The sequence below is a fragment of the Alteraurantiacibacter lauratis genome (assembly GCF_037154155.1).
Taxonomy (GTDB): Bacteria; Pseudomonadota; Alphaproteobacteria; order Sphingomonadales; family Sphingomonadaceae; genus Alteraurantiacibacter; species Alteraurantiacibacter lauratis.
In genome coordinates this window covers 1-20,551 of sequence record NZ_JBANRN010000019.1, presented here as the reverse complement: position 1 = coordinate 20,551, position 20,551 = coordinate 1, and the positions used below count along the sequence as shown (strand labels likewise).

At 63.4% G+C, this 20,551-nt stretch carries 19 protein-coding genes; 9 read left to right on the top strand and 10 right to left on the bottom strand.

Going from position 1 to position 20,551, the window contains the following annotated elements; all coding sequences use genetic code 11:
- Positions 1-73: 73 nt before the first annotated feature.
- The 9 genes from secY (at position 74) to WFP39_RS14345 (ending at position 8,813) form a co-directional block, all read left to right on the top strand.
- Positions 74-1,438, top strand: coding sequence for a preprotein translocase subunit SecY (gene secY, locus WFP39_RS14385; RefSeq protein WP_336920551.1), 1,365 nt, complete (start codon positions 74-76; stop codon positions 1,436-1,438).
- 62 nt (positions 1,439-1,500) lie between these two features.
- The gene (locus tag WFP39_RS14380) at positions 1,501-2,157 is read left to right on the top strand and encodes an adenylate kinase (protein ID WP_336920550.1); all 657 of its coding nucleotides are present in this window, start codon (positions 1,501-1,503) and stop codon (positions 2,155-2,157) included.
- A 341-nt stretch (positions 2,158-2,498) separates the two neighbouring features.
- Positions 2,499-2,867: a 30S ribosomal protein S13 gene (rpsM, locus tag WFP39_RS14375; protein WP_336920549.1), complete on the top strand. Its 369-nt coding sequence runs from the start codon at positions 2,499-2,501 to the stop codon at positions 2,865-2,867.
- 60 nt (positions 2,868-2,927) lie between these two features.
- Positions 2,928-3,317 carry a 30S ribosomal protein S11 gene (rpsK, locus tag WFP39_RS14370; RefSeq protein WP_047003266.1) on the top strand — a complete coding sequence of 130 codons (390 nt, stop codon included), beginning with the start codon at positions 2,928-2,930 and terminating at the stop codon, positions 3,315-3,317.
- 122 nt (positions 3,318-3,439) lie between these two features.
- Positions 3,440-4,495, top strand: coding sequence for a DNA-directed RNA polymerase subunit alpha (locus WFP39_RS14365; protein WP_336920548.1), 1,056 nt, complete (start codon positions 3,440-3,442; stop codon positions 4,493-4,495).
- An 88-nt stretch (positions 4,496-4,583) separates the two neighbouring features.
- The gene (gene rplQ / locus WFP39_RS14360) at positions 4,584-5,003 is read left to right on the top strand and encodes a 50S ribosomal protein L17 (RefSeq protein ID WP_336920547.1); all 420 of its coding nucleotides are present in this window, start codon (positions 4,584-4,586) and stop codon (positions 5,001-5,003) included.
- Between the two features lie 79 nt (positions 5,004-5,082).
- The gene (locus WFP39_RS14355) at positions 5,083-7,260 is read left to right on the top strand and encodes a prolyl oligopeptidase family serine peptidase (protein ID WP_336920546.1); all 2,178 of its coding nucleotides are present in this window, start codon (positions 5,083-5,085) and stop codon (positions 7,258-7,260) included.
- A 129-nt stretch (positions 7,261-7,389) separates the two neighbouring features.
- The gene (locus tag WFP39_RS14350; protein ID WP_336920545.1) at positions 7,390-7,956 is read left to right on the top strand and encodes a hypothetical protein; all 567 of its coding nucleotides are present in this window, start codon (positions 7,390-7,392) and stop codon (positions 7,954-7,956) included.
- Between the two features lie 116 nt (positions 7,957-8,072).
- Positions 8,073-8,813: a hypothetical protein gene (locus WFP39_RS14345; RefSeq protein ID WP_336920544.1), complete on the top strand. Its 741-nt coding sequence runs from the start codon at positions 8,073-8,075 to the stop codon at positions 8,811-8,813.
- A gap of 3 nt (positions 8,814-8,816) precedes the next feature.
- Here the strand turns inward: WFP39_RS14345 and WFP39_RS14340 are convergent, their stop codons facing one another.
- The 10 genes from WFP39_RS14340 to WFP39_RS14295 all read right to left on the bottom strand — a co-directional run.
- Complete coding sequence (locus WFP39_RS14340) at positions 8,817-9,431, bottom strand: trimeric intracellular cation channel family protein (protein WP_377923260.1); 615 nt, start codon at positions 9,429-9,431, stop codon at positions 8,817-8,819.
- A gap of 8 nt (positions 9,432-9,439) precedes the next feature.
- Positions 9,440-9,868, bottom strand: coding sequence for a VOC family protein (locus WFP39_RS14335; RefSeq protein ID WP_336920542.1), 429 nt, complete (start codon positions 9,866-9,868; stop codon positions 9,440-9,442).
- Positions 9,865-10,677, bottom strand: a complete 813-nt coding sequence (locus tag WFP39_RS14330) for a hypothetical protein (protein WP_336920541.1) — start codon at positions 10,675-10,677, stop codon at positions 9,865-9,867. The genes WFP39_RS14335 and WFP39_RS14330 overlap by 4 nt, the downstream gene beginning before the upstream one ends.
- 8 nt (positions 10,678-10,685) lie before the next feature.
- Entirely contained in the window at positions 10,686-12,089 is a 1,404-nt protein-coding gene (gene lpdA / locus WFP39_RS14325) for a dihydrolipoyl dehydrogenase (RefSeq protein ID WP_377923257.1), read from the bottom strand.
- 4 nt (positions 12,090-12,093) lie between these two features.
- A complete protein-coding gene (locus tag WFP39_RS14320) occupies positions 12,094-12,429 on the bottom strand; it encodes a hypothetical protein (RefSeq protein ID WP_336920539.1) in 336 nt (111 codons plus the stop codon).
- A gap of 27 nt (positions 12,430-12,456) precedes the next feature.
- A complete protein-coding gene (odhB, locus tag WFP39_RS14315) occupies positions 12,457-13,692 on the bottom strand; it encodes a 2-oxoglutarate dehydrogenase complex dihydrolipoyllysine-residue succinyltransferase (protein ID WP_336920538.1) in 1,236 nt (411 codons plus the stop codon).
- A gap of 32 nt (positions 13,693-13,724) precedes the next feature.
- Positions 13,725-16,529 (bottom strand): 2-oxoglutarate dehydrogenase E1 component, encoded by a 2,805-nt coding sequence (locus WFP39_RS14310; protein WP_336920537.1) that lies wholly within the window; start codon positions 16,527-16,529, stop codon positions 13,725-13,727.
- A 52-nt stretch (positions 16,530-16,581) separates the two neighbouring features.
- Entirely contained in the window at positions 16,582-17,472 is an 891-nt protein-coding gene (sucD, locus tag WFP39_RS14305) for a succinate--CoA ligase subunit alpha (RefSeq protein WP_336920536.1), read from the bottom strand.
- 98 nt (positions 17,473-17,570) lie between these two features.
- A complete protein-coding gene (gene mdh / locus WFP39_RS14300) occupies positions 17,571-18,533 on the bottom strand; it encodes a malate dehydrogenase (protein ID WP_336920535.1) in 963 nt (320 codons plus the stop codon).
- A gap of 233 nt (positions 18,534-18,766) precedes the next feature.
- On the bottom strand, positions 18,767-20,551 hold a 1,785-nt coding region (locus WFP39_RS14295), incomplete at its 5' end, for a putative bifunctional diguanylate cyclase/phosphodiesterase (RefSeq protein WP_336920534.1).

Below are 20,551 nucleotides of genomic sequence, written 5' to 3'. Positions count from 1 at the left end.
AAGCGGCCCGGTGCCCCCTACATGACCGTGACTGCCGGGCGACCGGCGTCCATTTCAGGGCGAAACAGAGACAATGGCATCACGCGCCGATAACATCGCCAGCTCGTTGAGCTTCTCCAATTTCGGCAAGGCGACCGAACTGCGCCAGCGCATCTGGTTCACGATTGGAGCGCTGATCGTGTTCCGGTTCCTCAGCTTTGTGCCGCTGCCCGGTGTCAACCCGCTGATCCTTGAAACTCTCTACGACCAGACGCGCGGCGGCATCCTTGATCTGTTCAACACCTTTTCCGGCGGTTCGCTGGAGCGGATGAGCCTGATCGCGATGGGCGTGATGCCCTATATTACCGCTTCCATCGTCATTCAGCTGGCTGCCTCGCTGCATCCGGCGCTGATGGCGATCAAGAAGGAAGGCGAGGCGGGGCGCAAGAAGCTCAACCAGTACACCCGCTATGGCACGGTGCTGCTGTGCGCGATCCAGGGCTGGTTTCTGGCATCGGGTCTGGAAGCCTATGCCGCGCAGAGCGGGCTTCAGGCCGTGGTTGCGCCGGGCCTCATGTTCAAGGTGGGTGCGGTGATCAGCCTGATTGGCGGGACGATGTTCCTGCTGTGGCTGGGCGAACAGATCACCAGTCGCGGTATCGGCAACGGCGTGTCGCTGATCATCATGGCGGGGATTGTGGCGCAGTTCCCGACCTTCACCTCGAACCTGTTCAGCGGTTATGCCGAAGGGTCGATAGGCAATGCGACGGTCATCGGCATCATCGCAATGGTGATCATCCTGATCCTGTTCATCTGCTTCATGGAACGGGCGCAGCGCCGCCTGCTGATCCAGTATCCCAAGCGCGCGACGCAGAATGGCGGGATGCAGGCTGACCGGTCGCATCTGCCGCTCAAGATCAACACTGCGGGCGTGATCCCGCCGATCTTCGCCAGCTCGCTGCTGTTGCTGCCGCTGACGATCAGCCAGTTTGCCGGGAATTCGGTGCAGACCGACAGCATGTTCTATTCGGTGGTTCAGACGCTCAACCTCTATCTGGCGCCGGGTCAGCCGATCTACCTGACGCTCTATGCCATCGGCATCATCTTCTTCTGCTTCTTCTACACGGCGGTGGTGTTCAATCCCGAAGACACGGCGGAGAACCTGAAGAAGAATGGCGGTTTTATTCCGGGCATTCGACCGGGTAAGCGGACGGCGGATTACCTCGATTATGTGCTGACGCGCATCACCGTTATCGGCGCGATCTATCTGACGATCGTGTGCGTTGCGCCGGAATATCTGCTGCGTAACACCGGCTTTTCGATCTTCCTTGGCGGCACCAGCCTGCTGATTGTGGTCAATGTGACTGTGGATACGATCAGCCAGATCCAGGGCCACCTGCTTGCGCACCAGTATGGTGACCTTATCAAGAAGGCCAAGCTGAAAGGCCGGATGCGCTAAGCGCCGGCTATTCCAGGCAAATTGCGGCGGGTAGCGGGGGCTGCCTGTCTGGGGAGGGTTTCATGGCACTCAACATCATTCTGCTTGGCCCTCCCGGAGCGGGGAAGGGCACGCAGTCTTCCTTGCTGGTCGACCGGCACGGTATGCGGCAGCTCTCGACGGGCGACATGCTTCGCGCTGCTGTCAAGGCGGGCACGCCCGTGGGCCTGCGCGCCAAGGCGGTGATGGAAGCGGGGCAGCTCGTGTCGGACGAGATCGTGTCCGACCTGATCGACGCCGAACTGGCAGCAATGGGGCCCGATACCGGTGCGATTTTCGACGGCTATCCGCGCACCGAGGCGCAGGCCGTGGCGCTCGACGCGCTGCTGGCCAAGCACGGACGCAGCCTCGACCATGTGATCGAACTGGCGGTGGACGAAGATGCACTGGTCGAGCGCATTACCGGCCGCTTTACCTGTGCTTCCTGCGGGGCAGGGTATCACGATGTGTTCAAGCAGCCCGTGACACCCGGTGTGTGCGACAAATGCGGTGGCACCGAATTCAAGCGTCGTCCGGACGATAACGAGCAGACGGTCCGCACGCGGATGGCCGAATACCGCGCCAAGACTGCGCCTATCCTCCCCTATTACGAAGCACGCGGCCTTGTGTCGCGCGTGGACGGGATGGGCGCGATCGATACGGTAACCGGTCAGATTGCCGCAATCCTTGACCGCAAGTGAAAGGCAGCACGGCGTTTGCCGTTGTCCGGCATGGGCTTTGACGCCGTGCGCTCTTGATGGCATAAGGGGCCTATCGGATAAAGTTATGCGCTGGCGCAGGAATTGTCTTGCGGCTGCTTTGGATGCTTGACGCATTGGCCGAATCACCTTACGGCCTCCGAACTCGTTTCATCGGTATTGGGTCCGGCAGGCCGCAGCCAACTATGCGCGCCAACCGGGCTTTTGCTGTTTTGGCTTCGGCCTCCTGCAATGCGATGCCGTTGGTGCGAATATGTCTATCGCGATGAGATAGGGGCGCGGTCCGCCAGGAACTGCCACCCCCTGTGGAGCAGGAGAATAAAGTGGCTCGTATTGCCGGGGTGAATATCCCCACCAACAAGCGCGTTATCGTGGCGCTTACCTATATTCACGGTATCGGCCCCACCACGGCCAAGGCGATTGCCGACAAGCTGGGCATCGATCATTCGCGCCGGGTCCAGGACCTGTCGGATGCTGAAGTGCTGCAGATCCGCGAAACGATTGATGCCGATTACACGGTGGAAGGCGATCTGCGCCGCGATACCGCGATGAACATCAAGCGCCTGATGGATCTGGCCTGCTATCGCGGCCTGCGTCACCGCAAGGGCCTGCCCGTTCGCGGTCAGCGCACCCACACCAACGCCCGCACCCGCAAGGGCAAGGCCAAGCCGATCGCCGGCAAGAAGAAGTAAGCCGCTCTGCCGCAGGGCAGGCAGGCTTTTCCCTTCTCGCAAGATACAAGGATACCAGACATGGCACGCGAACCCGGCCGCATCAGGCGGCGTGACAAGAAGAATATTTCAAGCGGTGTGGCCCACGTCAACGCCAGCTTCAACAACACCATGATCACCATCACCGATGCGCAGGGCAATGCGATCAGCTGGTCCAGCGCGGGCATGATGGGCTTCAAGGGCAGCCGCAAGTCCACCCCCTATGCCGCGCAGGTGGCGGCGGACGATGCCGGCAAGAAGGCCGCCGAACACGGCGTGCGCACCCTGGAAGTGGAAATCAAGGGTCCGGGTTCGGGCCGTGAAAGCGCGCTGCGTGCCCTGCAGGCCGTGGGTTTCACCATTACGTCGATCCGCGACGTGACGCCGATCCCGCACAACGGTGTGCGGCCCTCCAAGCGTCGCCGCGTCTGATCGAATATCTGCGCGGCGCCGGGCGGCATTCGTCCGGCCTGCAACCCAGTCATTCGCATCGGCCGCGGCACCATCGGGTGCTTGCGGCCGTTGCCGCCCAAACAAACCTTTAGGGGAAGTCCATGTCCGTCAACATGAAGAACTGGCAGGAACTCAAGAAGCCCAGCAGTCTGGAAATCAAGGAAGGCGGCGATCGCAAGCGCAAGGCGACCTTCGTGGCTGAGCCGCTGGAGCGTGGTTATGGCCTCACGCTCGGCAATTCGCTGCGCCGCGTTCTGCTGTCCAGCCTTCAGGGCGCCGCGATCACCTCGATCAAGATCGAGAACGTGCTGCACGAATTCTCCAGCCTCGCCGGCGTGCGCGAGGATGTGACCGACATCGTCCTGAACGTGAAGCAGATCGCCCTGAAGATGGAAGGCGAAGGCCCCAAGCGTCTGCAGCTTTCCGCCACCGGCCCGGCTGCCGTGAAGGCCGGCGACATCGCCGTATCGGGCGATATCGAAGTGCTGAACCCCGATCTGGTGATCTGCCATCTGGATGAGGGTGCGACGCTGAACATGGAACTGACGGCCGATACCGGCAAGGGTTATGTTCCGGCCGTGTCGAACCGTCCGGTTGATGCGCCCATCGGCCTGATCCCGGTCGATTCGCTCTATTCGCCGATCAAGCAGGTGAGCTACAAGGTCGAGAACGCCCGTGTTGGCCAGGAACTCGATTTCGACAAGTTGAGCCTGACGGTGGAAACCGATGGCACGGTGACCCCGGAAGACGCGGTGGCCTACGCCGCGCGCATCCTGCAGGATCAGCTCTCGCTGTTCGTGCACTTCGATGACGGCCTGCCACAGCCTGTGGGCACGATGATCGGCCTTGCTGCCGAGCCGCAGGAAAGCGACACCAACCAGCTCAACCGTTACCTGCTCAAGAAGGTGGACGAGCTGGAGCTGTCGGTGCGGTCCGCCAACTGCCTCAAGAACGACAACATCATCTATATCGGCGATCTCGTGCAGAAGACCGAAGCCGAGATGCTGCGCACGCCGAATTTTGGCCGCAAGTCGCTCAACGAGATCAAGGAAGTGCTGTCGTCGATGGGTCTTCGTCTGGGCATGGACATCCCCGGTTGGCCGCCTGAGAATATCGAGGAAATGGCCAAGAAGCTCGAACAGGAACTTCTGGGCTAATTCCTGAACGGGGCATGGGCCGGACCCCTTTTTCCGGCCTGCACTGGGCTACCTGAAACGGGCCCTTTTCGAACTGGAGTAAAAGACAATGCGTCATGGTATTTCGGGCCGCAAGTTGGGTCGCAAGTCGGGCCACCGCACCGCGATGTTTCGCAACATGGCTGCCGCGCTGATCAAGCACGAGCAGATCACCACCACCACGGCCAAGGCCAAGGAACTGCGCCCCTATGTCGAAAAGCTGATCACGCTGGCCAAGCGTGGCGGCCTGTCGAACCGTCGTCTGGCCCATGCCCGTCTGCTCGACGATGCGCAGTTGGCCAAGCTGTTCGACACGCTCGCCACCCGCTATGCCAACCGCGAAGGGGGCTATACCCGCATTATCAAGGCGGGTTACCGAGCGTCGGACGCCGCGCCGATTGCAGTGATCGAACTGGTTGACCGTGACGAGAGCGCCAAGGGCCAGGACAGCGGCCCGGTGATGAACGCGGACGAATACGAAGACGCGTAATCCGCGCTTTTCAGAAGGCTTTTCAAAGGGCGGTTGCGATTGTAACGATCGCAACCGCCCTTTTGTTTGTGGAGCCGCAATGCGCCTGCCTTCTCTTGCCGTCAGCCTGCTGTCTGTCCCCTTTGCCCTGCTGTCCGCCCCTGCTATCGCGGAAGGCATGACAGCCCCCCAATACCCCGAAACGCGCCGCGGCGATGTGGTCGAAACCATTTTCGGAGAGGCGATTGCCGATCCCTATCGCTGGCTGGAGGACGATGTCCGGAACAATCCGGAAGTGGCCGATTGGGTGGAGCGGCAGAATGCGGTGACCGATGCCTATCTGGCCCAACTGCCGATGCGCGACTGGTTCCGCCAGCGCATTGGCGAGGTATTCGATTTCGCCCGCTATTCGGTGCCGGTGCGGGCCGGGAACCGCTATTTCTACACGCACAATACCGGCCTCCAGAACCAGAGCCCGCTCTATGTGCGCGAGGGGCTTACGGGCGAGCCGCGCCTGCTCATCGATCCTAACGCGTGGGCCGCTGACGGGGCGACCGCGCTCGATGCCTGGGTGCCATCCCCCGATGGCAGCAAATTACTTTACAGCGTGCAGGATGGCGGCAGCGACTGGCGCATCCTGCGTGTGCTGGATGTTGCTACGGGTGCGCAGATCGGCGGCGATGTGCGCTGGGCCAAGTTTACCGATCTTGCGTGGGTAGGAGAGGAAGGCTTCCTCTATTCGCGCTTCCCTGAACCCGAAGAAGGTCAGGATTTCCAGGCGCTCAATTTCAACCAGGCGGTCTATTTCCACCGCATCGGCACCGATCAGGCGGCGGACGAACTGGTCTTTGCCACCCCCGATTATCCCGAACGCAACCACACTGCGGGCGTGACGCACGGATCGGGATGGGCGATCATCACCTCCTCCATCGGCACCGATGCGCGGTATGAGGTGCATGCCATCGACCTTGCCGCGCGCGCCGAGCGCGGATGGCAGGCGCGCCCGCTGGTCACCGGTTTCGACAATATGTGGGGTGTGATCGATGCCGTGGGCGGGCGGCTGTTCGTGCTGACCAACAAGGACGCGCCGCTTTACCGCGTGCTGACTATCGATCTGGATGCGGCTGATCCGCAATGGACGCCGCTGGTGGCGGAAATGGATCAGCCGATCGATGGCGCCTCGCTGGTCGGGGACAGGCTGGTGCTGACCTATCTGCGCGATGCGAGCAGCGCCGTGCGCGTCTTTACGCTGGACGGCACGCCTGCGGGCGAGGTCGAACTGGCGGGCATCGGCAGCGCGGGCGGCTTTACCGGAGAGCCGGGCAATCCCGAAACCTTCTACAGCTTCACCAGTTACAACCGCCCGCCCACGATCTACCGCCTTGATCTGGCGAGCGGGGAACGCAGCATTTTTGCCGAGCCGCAGCTGGCCTTCGATCCCGACAGTCTGGTGGTGGAACAGCGTTTCTATAGCAGTAAGGATGGCACGCGCGTGCCCATGTTCATCATGCGGCGGCGCGATCTGGCCGAGGCCGGGGTGGCAATGCCCACGCTGCTCTACGGCTATGGCGGGTTCGATGTCTCGCTCACCCCCGGCTTTTCCGCCAGCCGCATCGCCTGGGTGGAAGCGGGCGGCGCTTACGTGGTCGCCAATATTCGTGGCGGCGGCGAATACGGGAAGGCGTGGCACGATGGCGGCCGCCGCGCGAACAAGCAGAACGTGTTTGATGATTTTATCGCGGCGGGCGAGTTCTTGATTGCAGAGGGCATAACGCCTGCGGGTGGCCTTGCCATTCAGGGCGGATCGAATGGCGGCCTGCTGGTGGGCGCGGTCATCAACCAGCGGCCCGATCTGTTTGCGGCGGGCAATGCGCAGGTTGGGGTGATGGATATGCTGCGCTTCGACCGGTGGACGGCGGGCCGTTATTGGGTGGACGATTACGGCTATCCCGAACGCGAGGAGGACTGGCGCATCCTGCGCGCCTATTCCCCGCTGCACAACATATCTGCCGGCGTGGATTACCCCGCAATCCTGGTGACGACAGCGGATACCGATGACCGCGTGGTGCCGGGGCACAGCTTCAAATATGCCGCCGCGCTGCAGGCGGCGGGGCTGGGAGAACGCCCACAACTGATCCGTGTGGAGACGCGCGCGGGGCACGGATCGGGCAAGCCCACCGACAAGGCGATTGCCGAGGCGGCCGATGTGATGGCATTCCTGGGGCATTGGAGCGGGCTTGAGGAGGCTGCCGCATCCAGTGGCGAGGACGTCGAGTAGTCGTTCATGTAACTACTATTGTAGATGAACAACGCCTAACAGCGCAGTTCAGTGCTGCATAACGGCGAATCGCTTATCTCTCCTCTCATGGGGTGGCTATCCCGCCACCGGCACGAGAGGAGAGACCTCATGAAGACCTTGACCAAGACCCTGATCGGGACGGCCGCCTCGCTGGCAGTAGTTGCAGGTGCGGCCACTCCGGCGCTGGCGCAGGACCGCGGCCGTGACCGTGGCCTCAGCACCGGCGAAGTGGTGGCTGGTGCGCTGATCATCGGCGGCATTGCGGCGGTGGCCGCCTCCGCCGCCAACCGCGACCGCGACCGCGGCTATTACTACGATCGCGATTACCGCGGCGGCAACAGCGGGTGGTACGATTACAATCCGCGCGGCAGTTACCGCAACAACAACGCCGACCGCGCTGTTCGGCAGTGCGTGCGGGCAGCCGAACGTCAGGCCGAACGGTGGGGCGGTGGTCGGGCCGATGTGACCCAGATCCGCGATGTGGACCGGGAACGCCACGGCTTTGAAGTGCGCGGCACCATTGCGGTGCGCAGCTACAACAACCGCGGCGGAAGCTGGAACAACTACCGCAGCGGCTACCGCAACAGCGGGTTCGAGGAAGGCCGCTTCACCTGCGATTTCCGCCGCGGCCAGGTAACCGATGTGCGCTTCAGCGGTCTGCGCAGCTTGCGCTGATCCGAGCGAATGATGCGAAAGGCGGTTCAGGCGCGTGAAAGCCTGAACCGCCTATCCGCACAGGCTGCGGGGCGGTGGTCACCCCCTTTACCCTGTCCACATCCGAGGAATTGCACATGGCCGCATCCCGCTTACGTTTCGGAGCTTTCCTTGCCGCTATCGGCTTGGGTGCCACTTTCGCTGCGCCGGGATCTGCGGCGAGCTTTCCCCTGGGTGCCGGTCGCGGCCCGGTAATCGAAAATGCGCAGGGTTACGGCCATTACCGCCCCTATCGCCGTGACCGTGTGCGCACTGGCGATGTGATTGCAGGGGCTGCCGTCATCGGACTGATTGCCGCGATTGCCACCTCAGCCGCCAACAATCGCGAGCGCGTGCGCGAACCCTATCGTCAGCCTTATCCCGGCCCTTACCGCGAACCGCGGCGCGACGCGCGCGGGATGATCGGCAACGGTCTCAACGCTGCCGTGGACATGTGCGTGAGCGAGATCGAGCGCGGGCGTGACCGGGTGCGCGAGGTCGATCAGGCCACCCGCGATGCCGGAGGATGGCGCGTGTCGGGCAGGCTGGAACAGGGCGACCAGTTCGCCTGCCGGATCGACAATGACGGCCGCATTCGTGCCATCGACATTGGGCGCGAATTGGCGTGGCTGGAAGGCGCCGCCGCTGCCGAGGGCGGCCCGCAACTGAGCGACGATGCCTATGCCAGGGCCCGCGCTGCAACGCGCCAGTTGCCGGCGGGTTACGACAGTCGCGGCGTGGATTCCGATCTCGGCGCAGGGCAGGATGAACCGCGCCCGGCCTATCCCGGCGGCCCGCTGCCGGGCGAGGAAGGTTATTCGGACAGTTGGGGCGGCTGATTGTCAGCTGCCGCGCGAATAGGCCGGCAATTGGATATTCCAGATCATGGCCGCGCCTCTCAGCGCGAAACCGGCCAGCCCGGCAACCGCCCAGGCAAGCGCATTGGGCACGCCGAGTTTCGCCAGAAGCACCACCAGACCCGCCGTCAGCGCGGCCGCCGTTACATAGATTTCCGGCCGCATGATGATCGACGGGACACCTGCCACCACATCGCGTATGATGCCGCCGGCACAGCCCGTCACCACGCCTAATATTGCGGCCGGAACGGGCGCAACGCCCAGCGCCAGCGCCTTGGTCGTGCCGAGCACGGTAAAGCTGGCAAGCCCTGCCGCATCGGCCCATTCAAGCAGGCGACCCTCCCACCAGCGGTGCGGAGTGAACCAGGCGATGAGCGCGGTGGCCAAAATGGCGGGCGCAATCCACATATCGTGCAGCCAGAAGGCGGGAACATTCAGCAGCGCATCGCGCACCGTGCCGCCACCCACCCCGGTGACCAACGCAAAGAAGCTGGCGGTAACGAAGGTCTGCTTGAGCCGCGCGGCCAGCAGCGCGCCCGACAGCGCGAAAAGTGCGGTTGCGGCAATTTCGACCAAAGGAGGCAGGGTAGCGGGCGGCATGGCGGCCATCAGTTGGTCGCGAACAGTTTGGAGCGGTCGGCGAAGGCCTTCATCTCGATCGCATTGCCTGACGGATCGCGGAAGAACATCGTCGCCTGTTCGCCCGGTTGCCCGTTGAAGCGGATATAGGGCGCGATCGCGAACTTTGTGTCCGCTGCGGTCAGCCGGTCAGCCAGATCCCGCCATTCCTCCATCGACAGCACGATGCCGAAATGCGGCACCGGCACGCCGTGGCCGTCCACCGGATTGCTCGCCTCGTCGCGCGTGTCGCAACCGGGAACAAGATGCGCGACGATCTGGTGGCCGTAGAAGTCGAAATCCACCCATTGATCGGAGGATCGGCCCTCCCGACAGCCCATCACGCCGCCCCAGAAGGCGCGCGCTTCGGCCAGATCGTGCACCGGGAAGGCGAGGTGGAAGGGGGAGAGCGTCGTCATGTCGCAGCTTTCGTCGATAGGCCCAGGGCAAGGCCATAGCCCAGAATTGCCGCCGCGCCATAGCCGATCAGCGGCGAAGGGTAATTCGACATCACCCCCATCACCGAAAAGCCGAACAGGCTGCCCGCCAAGGCAAGCCGGGCGGGAGGCTCCGCTGGCAAAACAAGTGCCATCAGACTGAAACTGGCGACAAGGCTGGCGAACAGGCCAAGCGCCAGCGCCGCATTGGCCGCCGCATATTGTACCAGCACCCGATCGGCATATTCCACCGCGGGCAATTCCCCGCGAACGGCGGCAGCCAGCATTGCGAAGAATCCGGCTATTGCCACTACTCCCAACTTCCAGTCGCGCGTGGCGTGATGAATACCTACGGCAGCAAAAGTCAGCGCGAAGGCGGAAGCGGCATCGGGTTGCAGCAGGCACGCGAGCAGCGCGGCGAGAAAGACCGGCGCGGCATAATCCGGATCGCGCGCAGCCACCACGCACAACGCCGGGATGGCGAGCAGCCCGGCGTGCAGCGTGATCGGCCCAAGAGCTATCCAGCGGGTGATCCCGGCAAGATCGGGCCCGGCAATCCACGGCACATAGAGCAGCGCCAGCAGGACCAGCGTCAGAGTGCGTCCGCTGCGACGATTCGACAACACCGGCGGCCAAGCCAGCAATAAGGTGACACCCGCGGCAAGCGCGGCCGCGTTTATCAGCACATGCCCGGACGGTGCACCCAGCAGCGCCATGGCGCCCATGCCAGCCAGAACCGGCACGCCCAGCGCCAGCAGTGCGGGGAGACGATTGGCGAACCGCGCTCCCACGCGGGCGATCACATATGGATCGGCTTGCCCCGCACCGCCATCGCCGCTTCCTTGATCGCTTCGGAATGGGTGGGGTGCGCGTGGCAGGTATAGGCGATGTCTTCAGAAGTGCCGCCAAATTCCATCGCCTGCGTCGCCTGCTGGATCATCGTGCCCGCCACGCTGGCAATGCACCACACGCCCAGCACCTTGTCAGTGGCGGCATCGGCAATGATTTTCACAAAGCCATCGGGCTCGTGATTGGTCTTGGCGCGGCTGTTGGCGGCCATGGGGAACTTGCCGACCTTCACCTCGCCCTTCTGGCGCGCGGCTTCCTCGGTCAGGCCGACGCCCGCGATTTCGGGCCAGGTGTAGACCACGCCGGGGATCAAATCGTGGTTCACAATGCCGACTTGGCCGGCAATCCATTCGGCCACGGCAATGCCTTCATCTTCGGCCTTGTGCGCCAGCATCGGGCCAGGCACCACATCGCCAATCGCGCGCACGCCGGGAACGCTGGTGCGGAATTCGTGATCGACCTCGATCTGGCCGCGCGCATTGGTGGCAAGGCCGATCGCGTCAAGGTTCAGCCCTTCGGTATTGGGCTTGCGACCAATCGCCACCAGCACGCAATCGGCAGTCATTTCCTCTGCCTCGCCGCCCGCAGCAGGCTCCAGCGTCAGCGTGGCCTTCTTGCCCTTGACCGTGCAGCCGGTGACCTTGGTCGACAGCTTGAATTCCATGCCCTGCTTGGCAAAAATCCTGGCGGCTTCCTTGCGGATGTCGCCGTCCATGCCGGGCAGCAGCTGGTCGAGATATTCGACCACCGTGACCTTCGCGCCGAGGCGGCGCCACACGCTGCCCATTTCGAGGCCGATCACGCCGCCGCCGATCACCACCATCGTCTTGGGAACGGCAGGCAATTCGAGCGCGCCGGTGCTGTCCACCACCACGCCCTTTGCGTTGTCGATCTCGACACCGGGAAGCTGCGTAACGCTGGATCCGGTGGCGATCACCACTTCCTTCGCCGTGTGATTCTGCCCGTCCACCGACACTGTGTGCGCATCGACAAAGCTGGCATGACCCTTCAGCCAGGTGACCTTGTTCTTCTTGAACAGGAATTCGATGCCCTTGGTCAGCCCGCTTACCGCATCGACGCGCTGCGCGTGCATCGCGGGCAGGTTAAGCTTTGGACTGACCTCGATGCCCATCTTCGCCATCGCCCCGTTGGCGGCTGCATCGTAGAATTCGCTGGCGTGCAGCATGGCCTTGGACGGAATGCACCCGACATTGAGGCAGGTGCCGCCCAGCGTCGCGCGGCTTTCCACGCAAGCCACTTTCAGACCCAGCTGCGCCGCGCGGATCGCGCCGACATAGCCACCGGGGCCAGCACCGATGAACAGGACATCGAAATCGTAAGAGGAGGCAGTCACCGCATTACTCCGCATTTGCTTCGTCAGCCGCCGCAGCGGGAAGGGAAACTGCGCCGCCCGTGCGGGCGACGCAACCGTTCAGGATTTCCTCCAGCCGCGCCGGATCGATATCGGCTGCGGTAAAGGATTGGTCGGCCAGGAAAGTGTCCGCGCTGCATTCGCAAATGCTGGCAATCCGGCCTGCGACAATCCCGGCTTCCTGCGATGCCTGTTGGCATTGCTGGATCACCGCGTTGCGGGCTTCCGCCCGGATCGCATCGCCTGCAATGTCGGCAGCTGCGTCGCATCCAGCCAGCGAAACCGCACACAGGCCCAACATGACGGCATTGCGAAGCAGCACGGCAAAAGACCCCTGCAAGGGAGAGGATTACAGATCGATCAGCAGGCGCATCGGGTCTTCGATGGCTTCCTTGATGATCTTGAGCGCGGTCACCGCCTCGCGCCCGTCGATGATGCGGTGGTCGTAAGACAGCGCCAGATACATCATCGGGCGGATCACCACCTGGCCGTTGCGGGCAACGGGGCGGTCCTCGATGCGGTGCAGGCCCAGAACCGCGCTTTGCGGCGGGTTGATGATCGGCGTGGACATCAGCGAACCGAACACGCCGCCATTGGAAATGGTGAAGGTGCCGCCCTGCATGTCGGCCATGGTCAGCGTGCCTTCCTTGGCCTTCTGACCATAGGCGGCAATCGCCTGCTCGATCTCGGCAAAGCTCATCCGGTCGACATTGCGCACCACCGGCACGACCAGCCCGTTGGGGGCGCTGACCGCAACCGACAGGTCGACATAGTCGAAATAGACGATCTCATCGCCCTGGATCTGCGCGTTGACCGCGGGCACATCCTTCAGCGCCAGCGTGGCCGCCTTGGCGAAGAAGGACATGAAGCCCAGCTTGATCCCGTGCTTCTTGGCGAACAGGTCCTTGTAGGCGTCGCGCGCCGCGATCACGGCGGTCATGTCGACATCGTTGAAGGTGGTGAGCAGCGCGGCGTCTTCCTGCGCGGATTTCAGCCGCTTGGCGATGGTCTGGCGCAGGCGTGTCATCTTCACGCGCTCCTCACGCCGTTCACCCGATGCAGACGGCGCGGGCGAAGGGGAAGGGGCGGATGCAGCGGGGGCAGGCGCGGCCTTTTTCGCCTGTGCGGCGGCGATCACGTCCTCCTTGGTCAGGCGGCCGTCCTTGCCGGTGCCCTTGATCGTCGAGGGATCGACACCGTATTCCAGCACGGCGCGGCGCACCGCGGGAGAGAGCGTCTGCGGGTCGCTGCTTTCCTCCTCTGCGGGCGACGGGGCGGGGGCCGCAGCCGGGGTCGGCGCAGGGGCAGCCTTTGCCGCTGCAGCGGGATTGGCCGCAGCTGCGCCATCGCCGGCTTCTACCGTCGCGATCACCGCGCCCACCTGCACCGTGTCGCCCACGGCGACCAGTTGCTCGGACAGGATACCGGCCACGGGGCTGGGCACTTCCACCGCCACCTTATCGGTTTCAAGGCTGGCAATCGGTTCATCGAGCGCAACCGCATCGCCGGGTTTTTTCAGCCATTCGCCAACCGTGGCTTCGGTAACGGATTCGCCCAGAGCGGGAACTTTGACTTCACTGGCCATGATCGGTGTCCTTCAAAGCCTGATTACGGGCCTTATTGCTTGGATGGCGGAATGCCCAGCGCATCGGCGACCAGCGCCTCCTGCTGGGCGATGTGGCGGGCGGCAAAGCCGGTGGCGGGTGACGCGGCTGCCTCGCGCCCGGCATAGCGGGGACGCATTCCCTTGTGCCCGGCGGCGATCAGCGCGTCCTCGATCCGGCTTTCGACAAAGAACCACGCGCCGTTGTTCTTCGGCTCTTCCTGGCACCAGACCACGTCCTGCAGGTTGGTCATGCGCTTCAGGCGCACGGCCAGCGGTTCGCCGGGGAAGGGGTAGAGCTGTTCCAGCCGCACGATCGAGACATCGCCCAGCTTTTCCGCATCGCGCCTTTCCATCAGGTCATAGGCGACCTTGCCGCTGCACAGCACGAGGCGGCGCACCTTGGTGTCGGCAATCTCGGTCTTGTCCGAGAGGATGCGCTTGAAATGGCTTTCGTCCGAGAAGCGGATCGCATCGCTTTTCGCCATCGGATGCCGCAGCAGGCTCTTGGGGGTCATGATGACCAGCGGCTTGCGGAACGGGCGCAGCATCTGCCGGCGCAGGACGTGGAAGTAATTCGCCGGGCTGGTGATGTTGCACACCTGGATATTGTCGTTGGCGCACAATTGCAGGAACCGCTCAAGCCGCGCGGAGGAGTGTTCCGGCCCCTGGCCTTCAAAACCATGCGGCAGCAGCATCACAAGGCCGTTGGCGCGCAGCCATTTGACCTCGCCGCTGGCGATGAACTGGTCGATCATGATCTGCGCGCCGTTGGCGAAATCGCCAAACTGCGCCTCCCACATCACCAGCGTCTTGGGATCGGCGAGGGCAAAGCCGTATTCAAAGCCCAGCACGCCGAATTCGGACAGCACGCTGTCATACACTTCGAACTTGCCGTGCGGCAGCGTGGTGAGCGGGATATATTTGCGCTCGGTCTTCTGGTCGACCCAGATCGCGTGCCGCTGGCTGAAGGTGCCGCGCCCCGAATCCTGGCCCGACAGGCGCACACCGAAGCCCTCGGTGATCAGGCTGCCGAAGGCGAGCGCTTCGGCGGTGGCCCAGTCAAAGCCTTTGCCGGTGGCGAACATTTCCTTCTTGGCGTCAAGCACGCGCTGCAGCGTCTTGTGCACGGTCAGCCCTTCGGGAACCGTGGTCAACGTGCGACCAAGGCTTTCCATCAGCTTGGGGCTGATCGCGGTATCGACATTGCGGCGCGCGGTTTCGGGGTCAGCCGGCTTGTGCAACCCGCTCCAGCGCCCGGCGAACCAGTCGGCCTCATTCGCCTTGTAGCTCTTGCCCGCCTCGAATTCCTGTTCGAGCAGGCCGACGAAATCGGTGCGCATGTGGTTGGCGGTATTGGCGTCGATCACGCCTTCGGCCTCCAGCCGCTGCGCGTAGATTTCGCTCACCCGCGGATGCGCGCGAATCCGCTCGTACATCAGCGGCTGGGTGAAGCTCGGCTCGTCGCCCTCGTTGTGGCCGAAGCGGCGGTAGCACCACATGTCGATCACGATGTCGCGCTTGAACTTCTGGCGGTATTCGATCGCCAGCTTGCAGGCGAATGTCACCGCTTCGGGATCGTCGCCGTTCACGTGCAGGATCGGCGCCTGCACACCCTTGGCCACATCGCTGGGGTAGGGAGACGATCTGGCGAATTGCGGGCTGGTGGTAAAACCGATCTGGTTATTAATCACGAAATGCAGGCAACCGCCGGTGTTGTAACCGCGCACGCCCGACAGGCCGAGGCATTCCCACACCACGCCTTGCCCGGCAAAGGCGGCATCGCCGTGCAACAGCACGGGCAGCACCTTTTCGTGCTTCGACAGGTCGTCGTGCATGGCCTGCTGCGCGCGCACCTTGCCCAGCACCACGGGGTTCACCGCTTCCAGATGGCTGGGGTTGGGGACGAGCGACATGTGCACCTTGATCCCGTCAAATTCGCGGTCGGTGCTGGTGCCGAGGTGGTATTTCACATCGCCCGATCCGCCGACATCTTCGGGGTTGGCGCTGCCGCCTGAAAACTCGTGGAAGATCACGCGGTAGGGCTTGGCCATCACATTGGCGAGCACGTTGAGCCGGCCGCGATGCGCCATGCCATAGACGATCTCGCGCACGCCCAGCGATCCGCCATATTTGATCACGGCTTCCAGCGCGGGGATCATGCTTTCCCCGCCATCGAGGCCGAAGCGCTTGGTGCCGACATATTTGCGGCCCAGGAATTTCTCGTATTCCTCGCCCCGGATGACGGCCGCCAGAATCGCCTTCTTGCCTTCGGGCGTAAAGGTGATGACCTTGTCCTTGCCCTCGATCCGCTCCTGCAGGAAACGGCGTTCCTCCACATCGGCGATGTGCATGTATTCCAGGCCGACATTGCCGCAATAATTGGCGCGCAGCGTCTCCACCAGCTCGCGCACCGTCGCCCATTCAAAGCCCAGCGTGCCGCCCAGATAGACCGGCTTGTCGAGCGCCGCGCCGGTGAAGCCGTGATATTCGGGCGTCAGGTCGGCGGGGATGTCCTGCTTGTGCAGGCCCAGCGGGTCGAGATTGGCGGCCAGGTGGCCGCGCACGCGGTAGGTGCGCACCAGCATCATCGCCCGGATCGAGGCATCGGCAGCTTCGGCAATGGAGGCCTGATCAACCGGCTTGCCCGTCTTGGCAGATACCTGTTCCACCGCCAGCTTCATCGCGGTGGGATCCATCGCGCCGGAAATATCCGCGCCGTCAACCAGCGGCCAGCGCGGATTGGCCCAGCTTGGGCCGGGCTGCGGGCCGTCTTGCGCCTCGATTTCGGGGAGGAATTGCTGTGCTTCGTTACCCATGACGGTCAAGTCCTGTTGGAGCTGGCTTGGTGGAGCAGGCCAAGAACGGCGGTTACGCCAATTCCTTCAGCAAAGCGTCGAGCGTGGTGCCCAGTTCCGAAGGCGAAGGCGACACGCGGATGCCGGCGGCTTCCATCGCGGCGATTTTGTCTTCCGCGCCGCCTTGCCCGCCCGACACGATCGCGCCGGCATGGCCCATGCGGCGGCCCGGAGGGGCGGTGCGCCCGGCGATGAAGCCCACCATCGGCTTCTTGCGGCCCTTCTTGGCCTGATGAATCAGGAACTCGGCCGCCTCTTCCTCGGCGCTACCGCCGATTTCGCCGATCATGATGATGGACTTGGTATCATCATCCGACAGGAACAGGTCGAGCACATCGATGAAGTTGGTGCCGTTCACCGGGTCGCCGCCAATGCCCACGGCAGTCGTCTGGCCAAGGCCCACCGCGGTGGTTTGGTGCACGGCTTCATAGGTGAGCGTGCCCGAACGGCTGACAACGCCCACGCTGCCTTTCGTGAAGATGGAGCCGGGCATGATGCCGATCTTGCATTCGCCGGGCGTCAGCACGCCGGGGCAGTTTGGGCCGATCAGCCGCGACTTGGAACCGGAAAGCGCGCGCTTCACCTTGACCATGTCCATTACCGGCACGCCTTCGGTGATCGCCACGATCAGTTCGATTTCGGCATCGATGGCTTCGAGGATCGAGTCCGCGGCGAAGGGCGGCGGCACATAGATCACGCTCGCGGTCGCGCCGGTGGCGTGCTTGGCTTCGGCCACGGTGTCGAACACGGGCAGGCCGATATGCGTCGTCCCGCCCTTGCCGGGGGTGACGCCCGCAACCATCTGCGTGCCATAGGCCAGCGCCTGCTCGGTATGGAAAGTGCCGGTGGCACCGGTCATCCCTTGCGTGATGACCTTGGTGTCTTTGTTGACGAGGATCGACATTGTTTCTTCCTTACGGGTGAGTCCCCGCACAGGCGGGAACCTCGGGCAAAGCGGCGCCGGGCCGCAGGAGGTCCCGGCCTTCGCCGGGACTCACGAAATCAGCCAAGCGAACTGTCAATCGCCTTGCACGCCACCAGCAGTTCCTTCACCGCATCGACGCTGACCTGGAAGTTGGCCTTGGCTTCGGCATCAAGGTTGATCTCGATCACTTCCTCTGCGCCGTTCGCACCGATCACCACCGGCACGCCGACATAGAGGCCATCGAGGCCATACTTGCCATCGACATAGACCGCGCAGGGCAGGATGCGCTTCTGGTCGCCCAGATAGGCTTCGGCCATGGCAATCGCGCTGGTGGCGGGGGCGTAATAGGCCGAGCCCGTCTTGAGCAGGCCGACGATCTCGCCGCCGCCGCTGCGCGTGCGCGCGACGATCTCGTCCAGACGCTCTTTGGTGGACTTGCCCATCTTCACGAGGTCGGTGACGGGGATGCCGCTGACGGTGGAGTATTCGAGCACCGGCACCATGGTATCGCCGTGGCCGCCCAGCACGAAGGCGTTCACGTCCTTGACGGAAACGCCGAATTCCCACGCGAGGAAGGTGGCGAAGCGTGCAGAGTCGAGCACGCCTGCCATGCCCACCACCTTGTTGTGCGGCAGGCCGGAAAACTCGCGCAGCGCCCACACCATCGCGTCGAGCGGATTGGTGATGCAGATAACGAAAGCATCGGGCGCGTGCGCCTTGATGCCTTCACCCACCGCTTTCATCACCGACAAATTGATGCCCAAGAGGTCGTCGCGGCTCATCCCCGGCTTGCGCGGCACGCCGGCGGTGACGATGATGACATCCGCGCCCGCAATATCGGCGTAGTCGTTGGTGCCCTTGATATTGGCGTCGAACCCTTCGATCGGGCCGCACTGCGCCAGATCCAGCGCCTTGCCCTGCGGCATCCCTTCGGCGATATCGAACAGGACGATGTCGCCCATTTCCTTCTTCGCGGCGAGGTGGGCGAGCGTCCCGCCGATCATGCCTGCGCCGATAAGGGCAATTTTCTTGCGTGCCATGCGTATCTGACCAATCTTTTCAACGGTGCGGGCGCGTATCGGCAGCAATATCAAGGCCTAATCCGCGCGCCGCATGGGACACAGGCCTTGGTAAACGTGGCTCTGCCCTACGCCCGCGACTTTTTCATTGCAACCGTGAATGGCGTGTAGAGTTCAACTATTTGTGATATCAGTTCGCAATAGCATTAAGCGCGGCGCGTCGTTGATTTTGTCCGCCAATTCAGCGGGCCATGTCAACCGGCAAGCAGCCGTCCCGCCAGCCTGCGTTCGTCCTCCAGCAGCCGCAGTGCCAGATGTTCGGGCACGGGGCGGCTGAAGTAATAGCCTTGCCCCAGCGTGCAGCCCGCCGCGCGCACGGCGGCGACCTGATCGGGCGTTTCGAGCCCTTCGGCCACGATTTCCATGCCCAAGGTTGCGCCCATTTCGGCCACGGCGCGGATGATCGCCTCGGTGCGCAAACCTGTGGCCGGGCCGGAAACGAAGCTGCGATCCACCTTGATCGTGCTGAAGGGGTATTTGTTGATGTAATGCAGCGAGGAATAACCGGTGCCGAAATCATCGAGCGAGAAGCGCACACCCTGCGCGGCCAGATGCTCCATGAACACCGTCGTCTCGTGGCATTCCTCGACAAACAGGCTCTCGGTCACTTCCAGTTCGAGGCGCGCGGGGTTCAGCCCGGTTTCGCGCAAGGCGGCCGAAATGCCCAGCGCCGCGCCAGGTGCGCGCAGTTGCGCGGGCGACAGATTGACCGCCAGATGCACATCGGCGGGCCAGCTGGCGCAGGCGCGGGCGGCGGTGCGGGTAATCCAGTTGCCCAGCGTGATGATGAGGCCGGTATCCTCTGCCACGGGGATGAATTCGTCGGGGGTCAGTTCGCCCTTTTCCGGGTGAAACCAGCGCACCAGCGCTTCGAAGGCGCGGATGCGGCCGGTGGCAAGGTCGATGATCGGCTGGAAATAGAGTGCCAGTTCGTCCCGCTGGATCGCGCCGCGCAGTTCGGCCTCGATTTCCTTGCGCCGCGCCAGTTCGCGCGTCATCGCCGGGTTGAAGAAGGCAATCTGGTTTCGGCCGGCCAACTTGGCATGGAATAGGGCCAGTGCGCCGTGCTGCATCAGCTTTTCCAGATCGTGGCTATCAGGGCCGGCAAAGGCGATGCCGATAGCAACGCCGGCTTCCAGGCGGTCCGTGCCGATCCGGATCGGGTTCTTGATCTGCTGCCCCAGTTGTGCCGCCAGGTCGTCAACTGCCCGGCGTGAAGACACCGGAGCGAGGATCACGAATTCATCGCTGCCGAAGCGTGCGGCCACCGCCCCTTCGGGTAACAGCGTGCGGATCCGCCGTGCGACTTCGGCCAGCACCAGATCGCCCTTGTGATGGCCAAACAGGTCGTTGATTTCCTGAAACCGGTTGATGTCGAGCCACAGCAGCGCCTTCATCCGCCGCGTTTCGGCTTGCTGCAACAACGCTTGCGCTGCGGATTCAAAGCCGAAGCGGTTGGCAAGCCCGGTGACAGTGTCGCGCCGTGCCTGCTCCTGCATCTGCGCGGCGAGGCGCTGTTCCTCTTGCGCGATGCGCACCTGTTGCGCCAGGCTGCTATAAGCAATGAAAGTGACAAAGGTAAGGCCAGCGGCCAGCGCGGGCAGGATCAGCCCCATCGTCAGCATGGGCAAGGTGCCGATCGCAAAACAGGCTAGCGAAATCGGCAGAAAGGTCAGCGCCATCTGGCCCAGCGCGATCAACGGGCGCGCCGCATTGCCCACCGCAATGCCTGCGCCCAGCGTCATGGCAAAGCCGACCAGCAGGATTTTGAGGTCGGTCTGCTTTTCCAGCAGCAGCGCGGCGGCGGCGGCGAGGCCGATGATGCCTGCATAGACAAGCGCACCTGCCGGATAGATGCGGCGTGCCAGATCCCCTGCCGCTCCGCCGCTCTCGCTGGCGACATAGGGTCTAAACCCAATCAGCCTCTTGAAATTCAGTGCGTGTATTGATTCAGAGTGTCTCCGCTGAAGCAGGAGACC

What these genes read in the sequence shown, in the direction of transcription:
- mdh (WP_336920535.1), bottom strand. Translation starts at nt 18,533, where the DNA reads ATGGCACGCAAGAAAATTGCCCTTATCGGCGCAGGCATGATCGGCGGG.
- rplQ (WP_336920547.1), top strand. Translation starts at nt 4,584, where the DNA reads ATGCGTCATGGTATTTCGGGCCGCAAGTTGGGTCGCAAGTCGGGCCAC.
- WFP39_RS14340 (WP_377923260.1), bottom strand. Translation starts at nt 9,431, where the DNA reads ATGCCGCCCGCTACCCTGCCTCCTTTGGTCGAAATTGCCGCAACCGCA.
- WFP39_RS14355 (WP_336920546.1), top strand. Translation starts at nt 5,083, where the DNA reads ATGCGCCTGCCTTCTCTTGCCGTCAGCCTGCTGTCTGTCCCCTTTGCC.
- sucD (WP_336920536.1), bottom strand. Translation starts at nt 17,472, where the DNA reads ATGTCGATCCTCGTCAACAAAGACACCAAGGTCATCACGCAAGGGATG.
- WFP39_RS14350 (WP_336920545.1), top strand. Translation starts at nt 7,390, where the DNA reads ATGAAGACCTTGACCAAGACCCTGATCGGGACGGCCGCCTCGCTGGCA.
- odhB (WP_336920538.1), bottom strand. Translation starts at nt 13,692, where the DNA reads ATGGCCAGTGAAGTCAAAGTTCCCGCTCTGGGCGAATCCGTTACCGAA.
- WFP39_RS14335 (WP_336920542.1), bottom strand. Translation starts at nt 9,868, where the DNA reads ATGACGACGCTCTCCCCCTTCCACCTCGCCTTCCCGGTGCACGATCTG.
- WFP39_RS14380 (WP_336920550.1), top strand. Translation starts at nt 1,501, where the DNA reads ATGGCACTCAACATCATTCTGCTTGGCCCTCCCGGAGCGGGGAAGGGC.
- rpsK (WP_047003266.1), top strand. Translation starts at nt 2,928, where the DNA reads ATGGCACGCGAACCCGGCCGCATCAGGCGGCGTGACAAGAAGAATATT.
- WFP39_RS14365 (WP_336920548.1), top strand. Translation starts at nt 3,440, where the DNA reads ATGTCCGTCAACATGAAGAACTGGCAGGAACTCAAGAAGCCCAGCAGT.
- WFP39_RS14345 (WP_336920544.1), top strand. Translation starts at nt 8,073, where the DNA reads ATGGCCGCATCCCGCTTACGTTTCGGAGCTTTCCTTGCCGCTATCGGC.
- WFP39_RS14310 (WP_336920537.1), bottom strand. Translation starts at nt 16,529, where the DNA reads ATGGGTAACGAAGCACAGCAATTCCTCCCCGAAATCGAGGCGCAAGAC.
- secY (WP_336920551.1), top strand. Translation starts at nt 74, where the DNA reads ATGGCATCACGCGCCGATAACATCGCCAGCTCGTTGAGCTTCTCCAAT.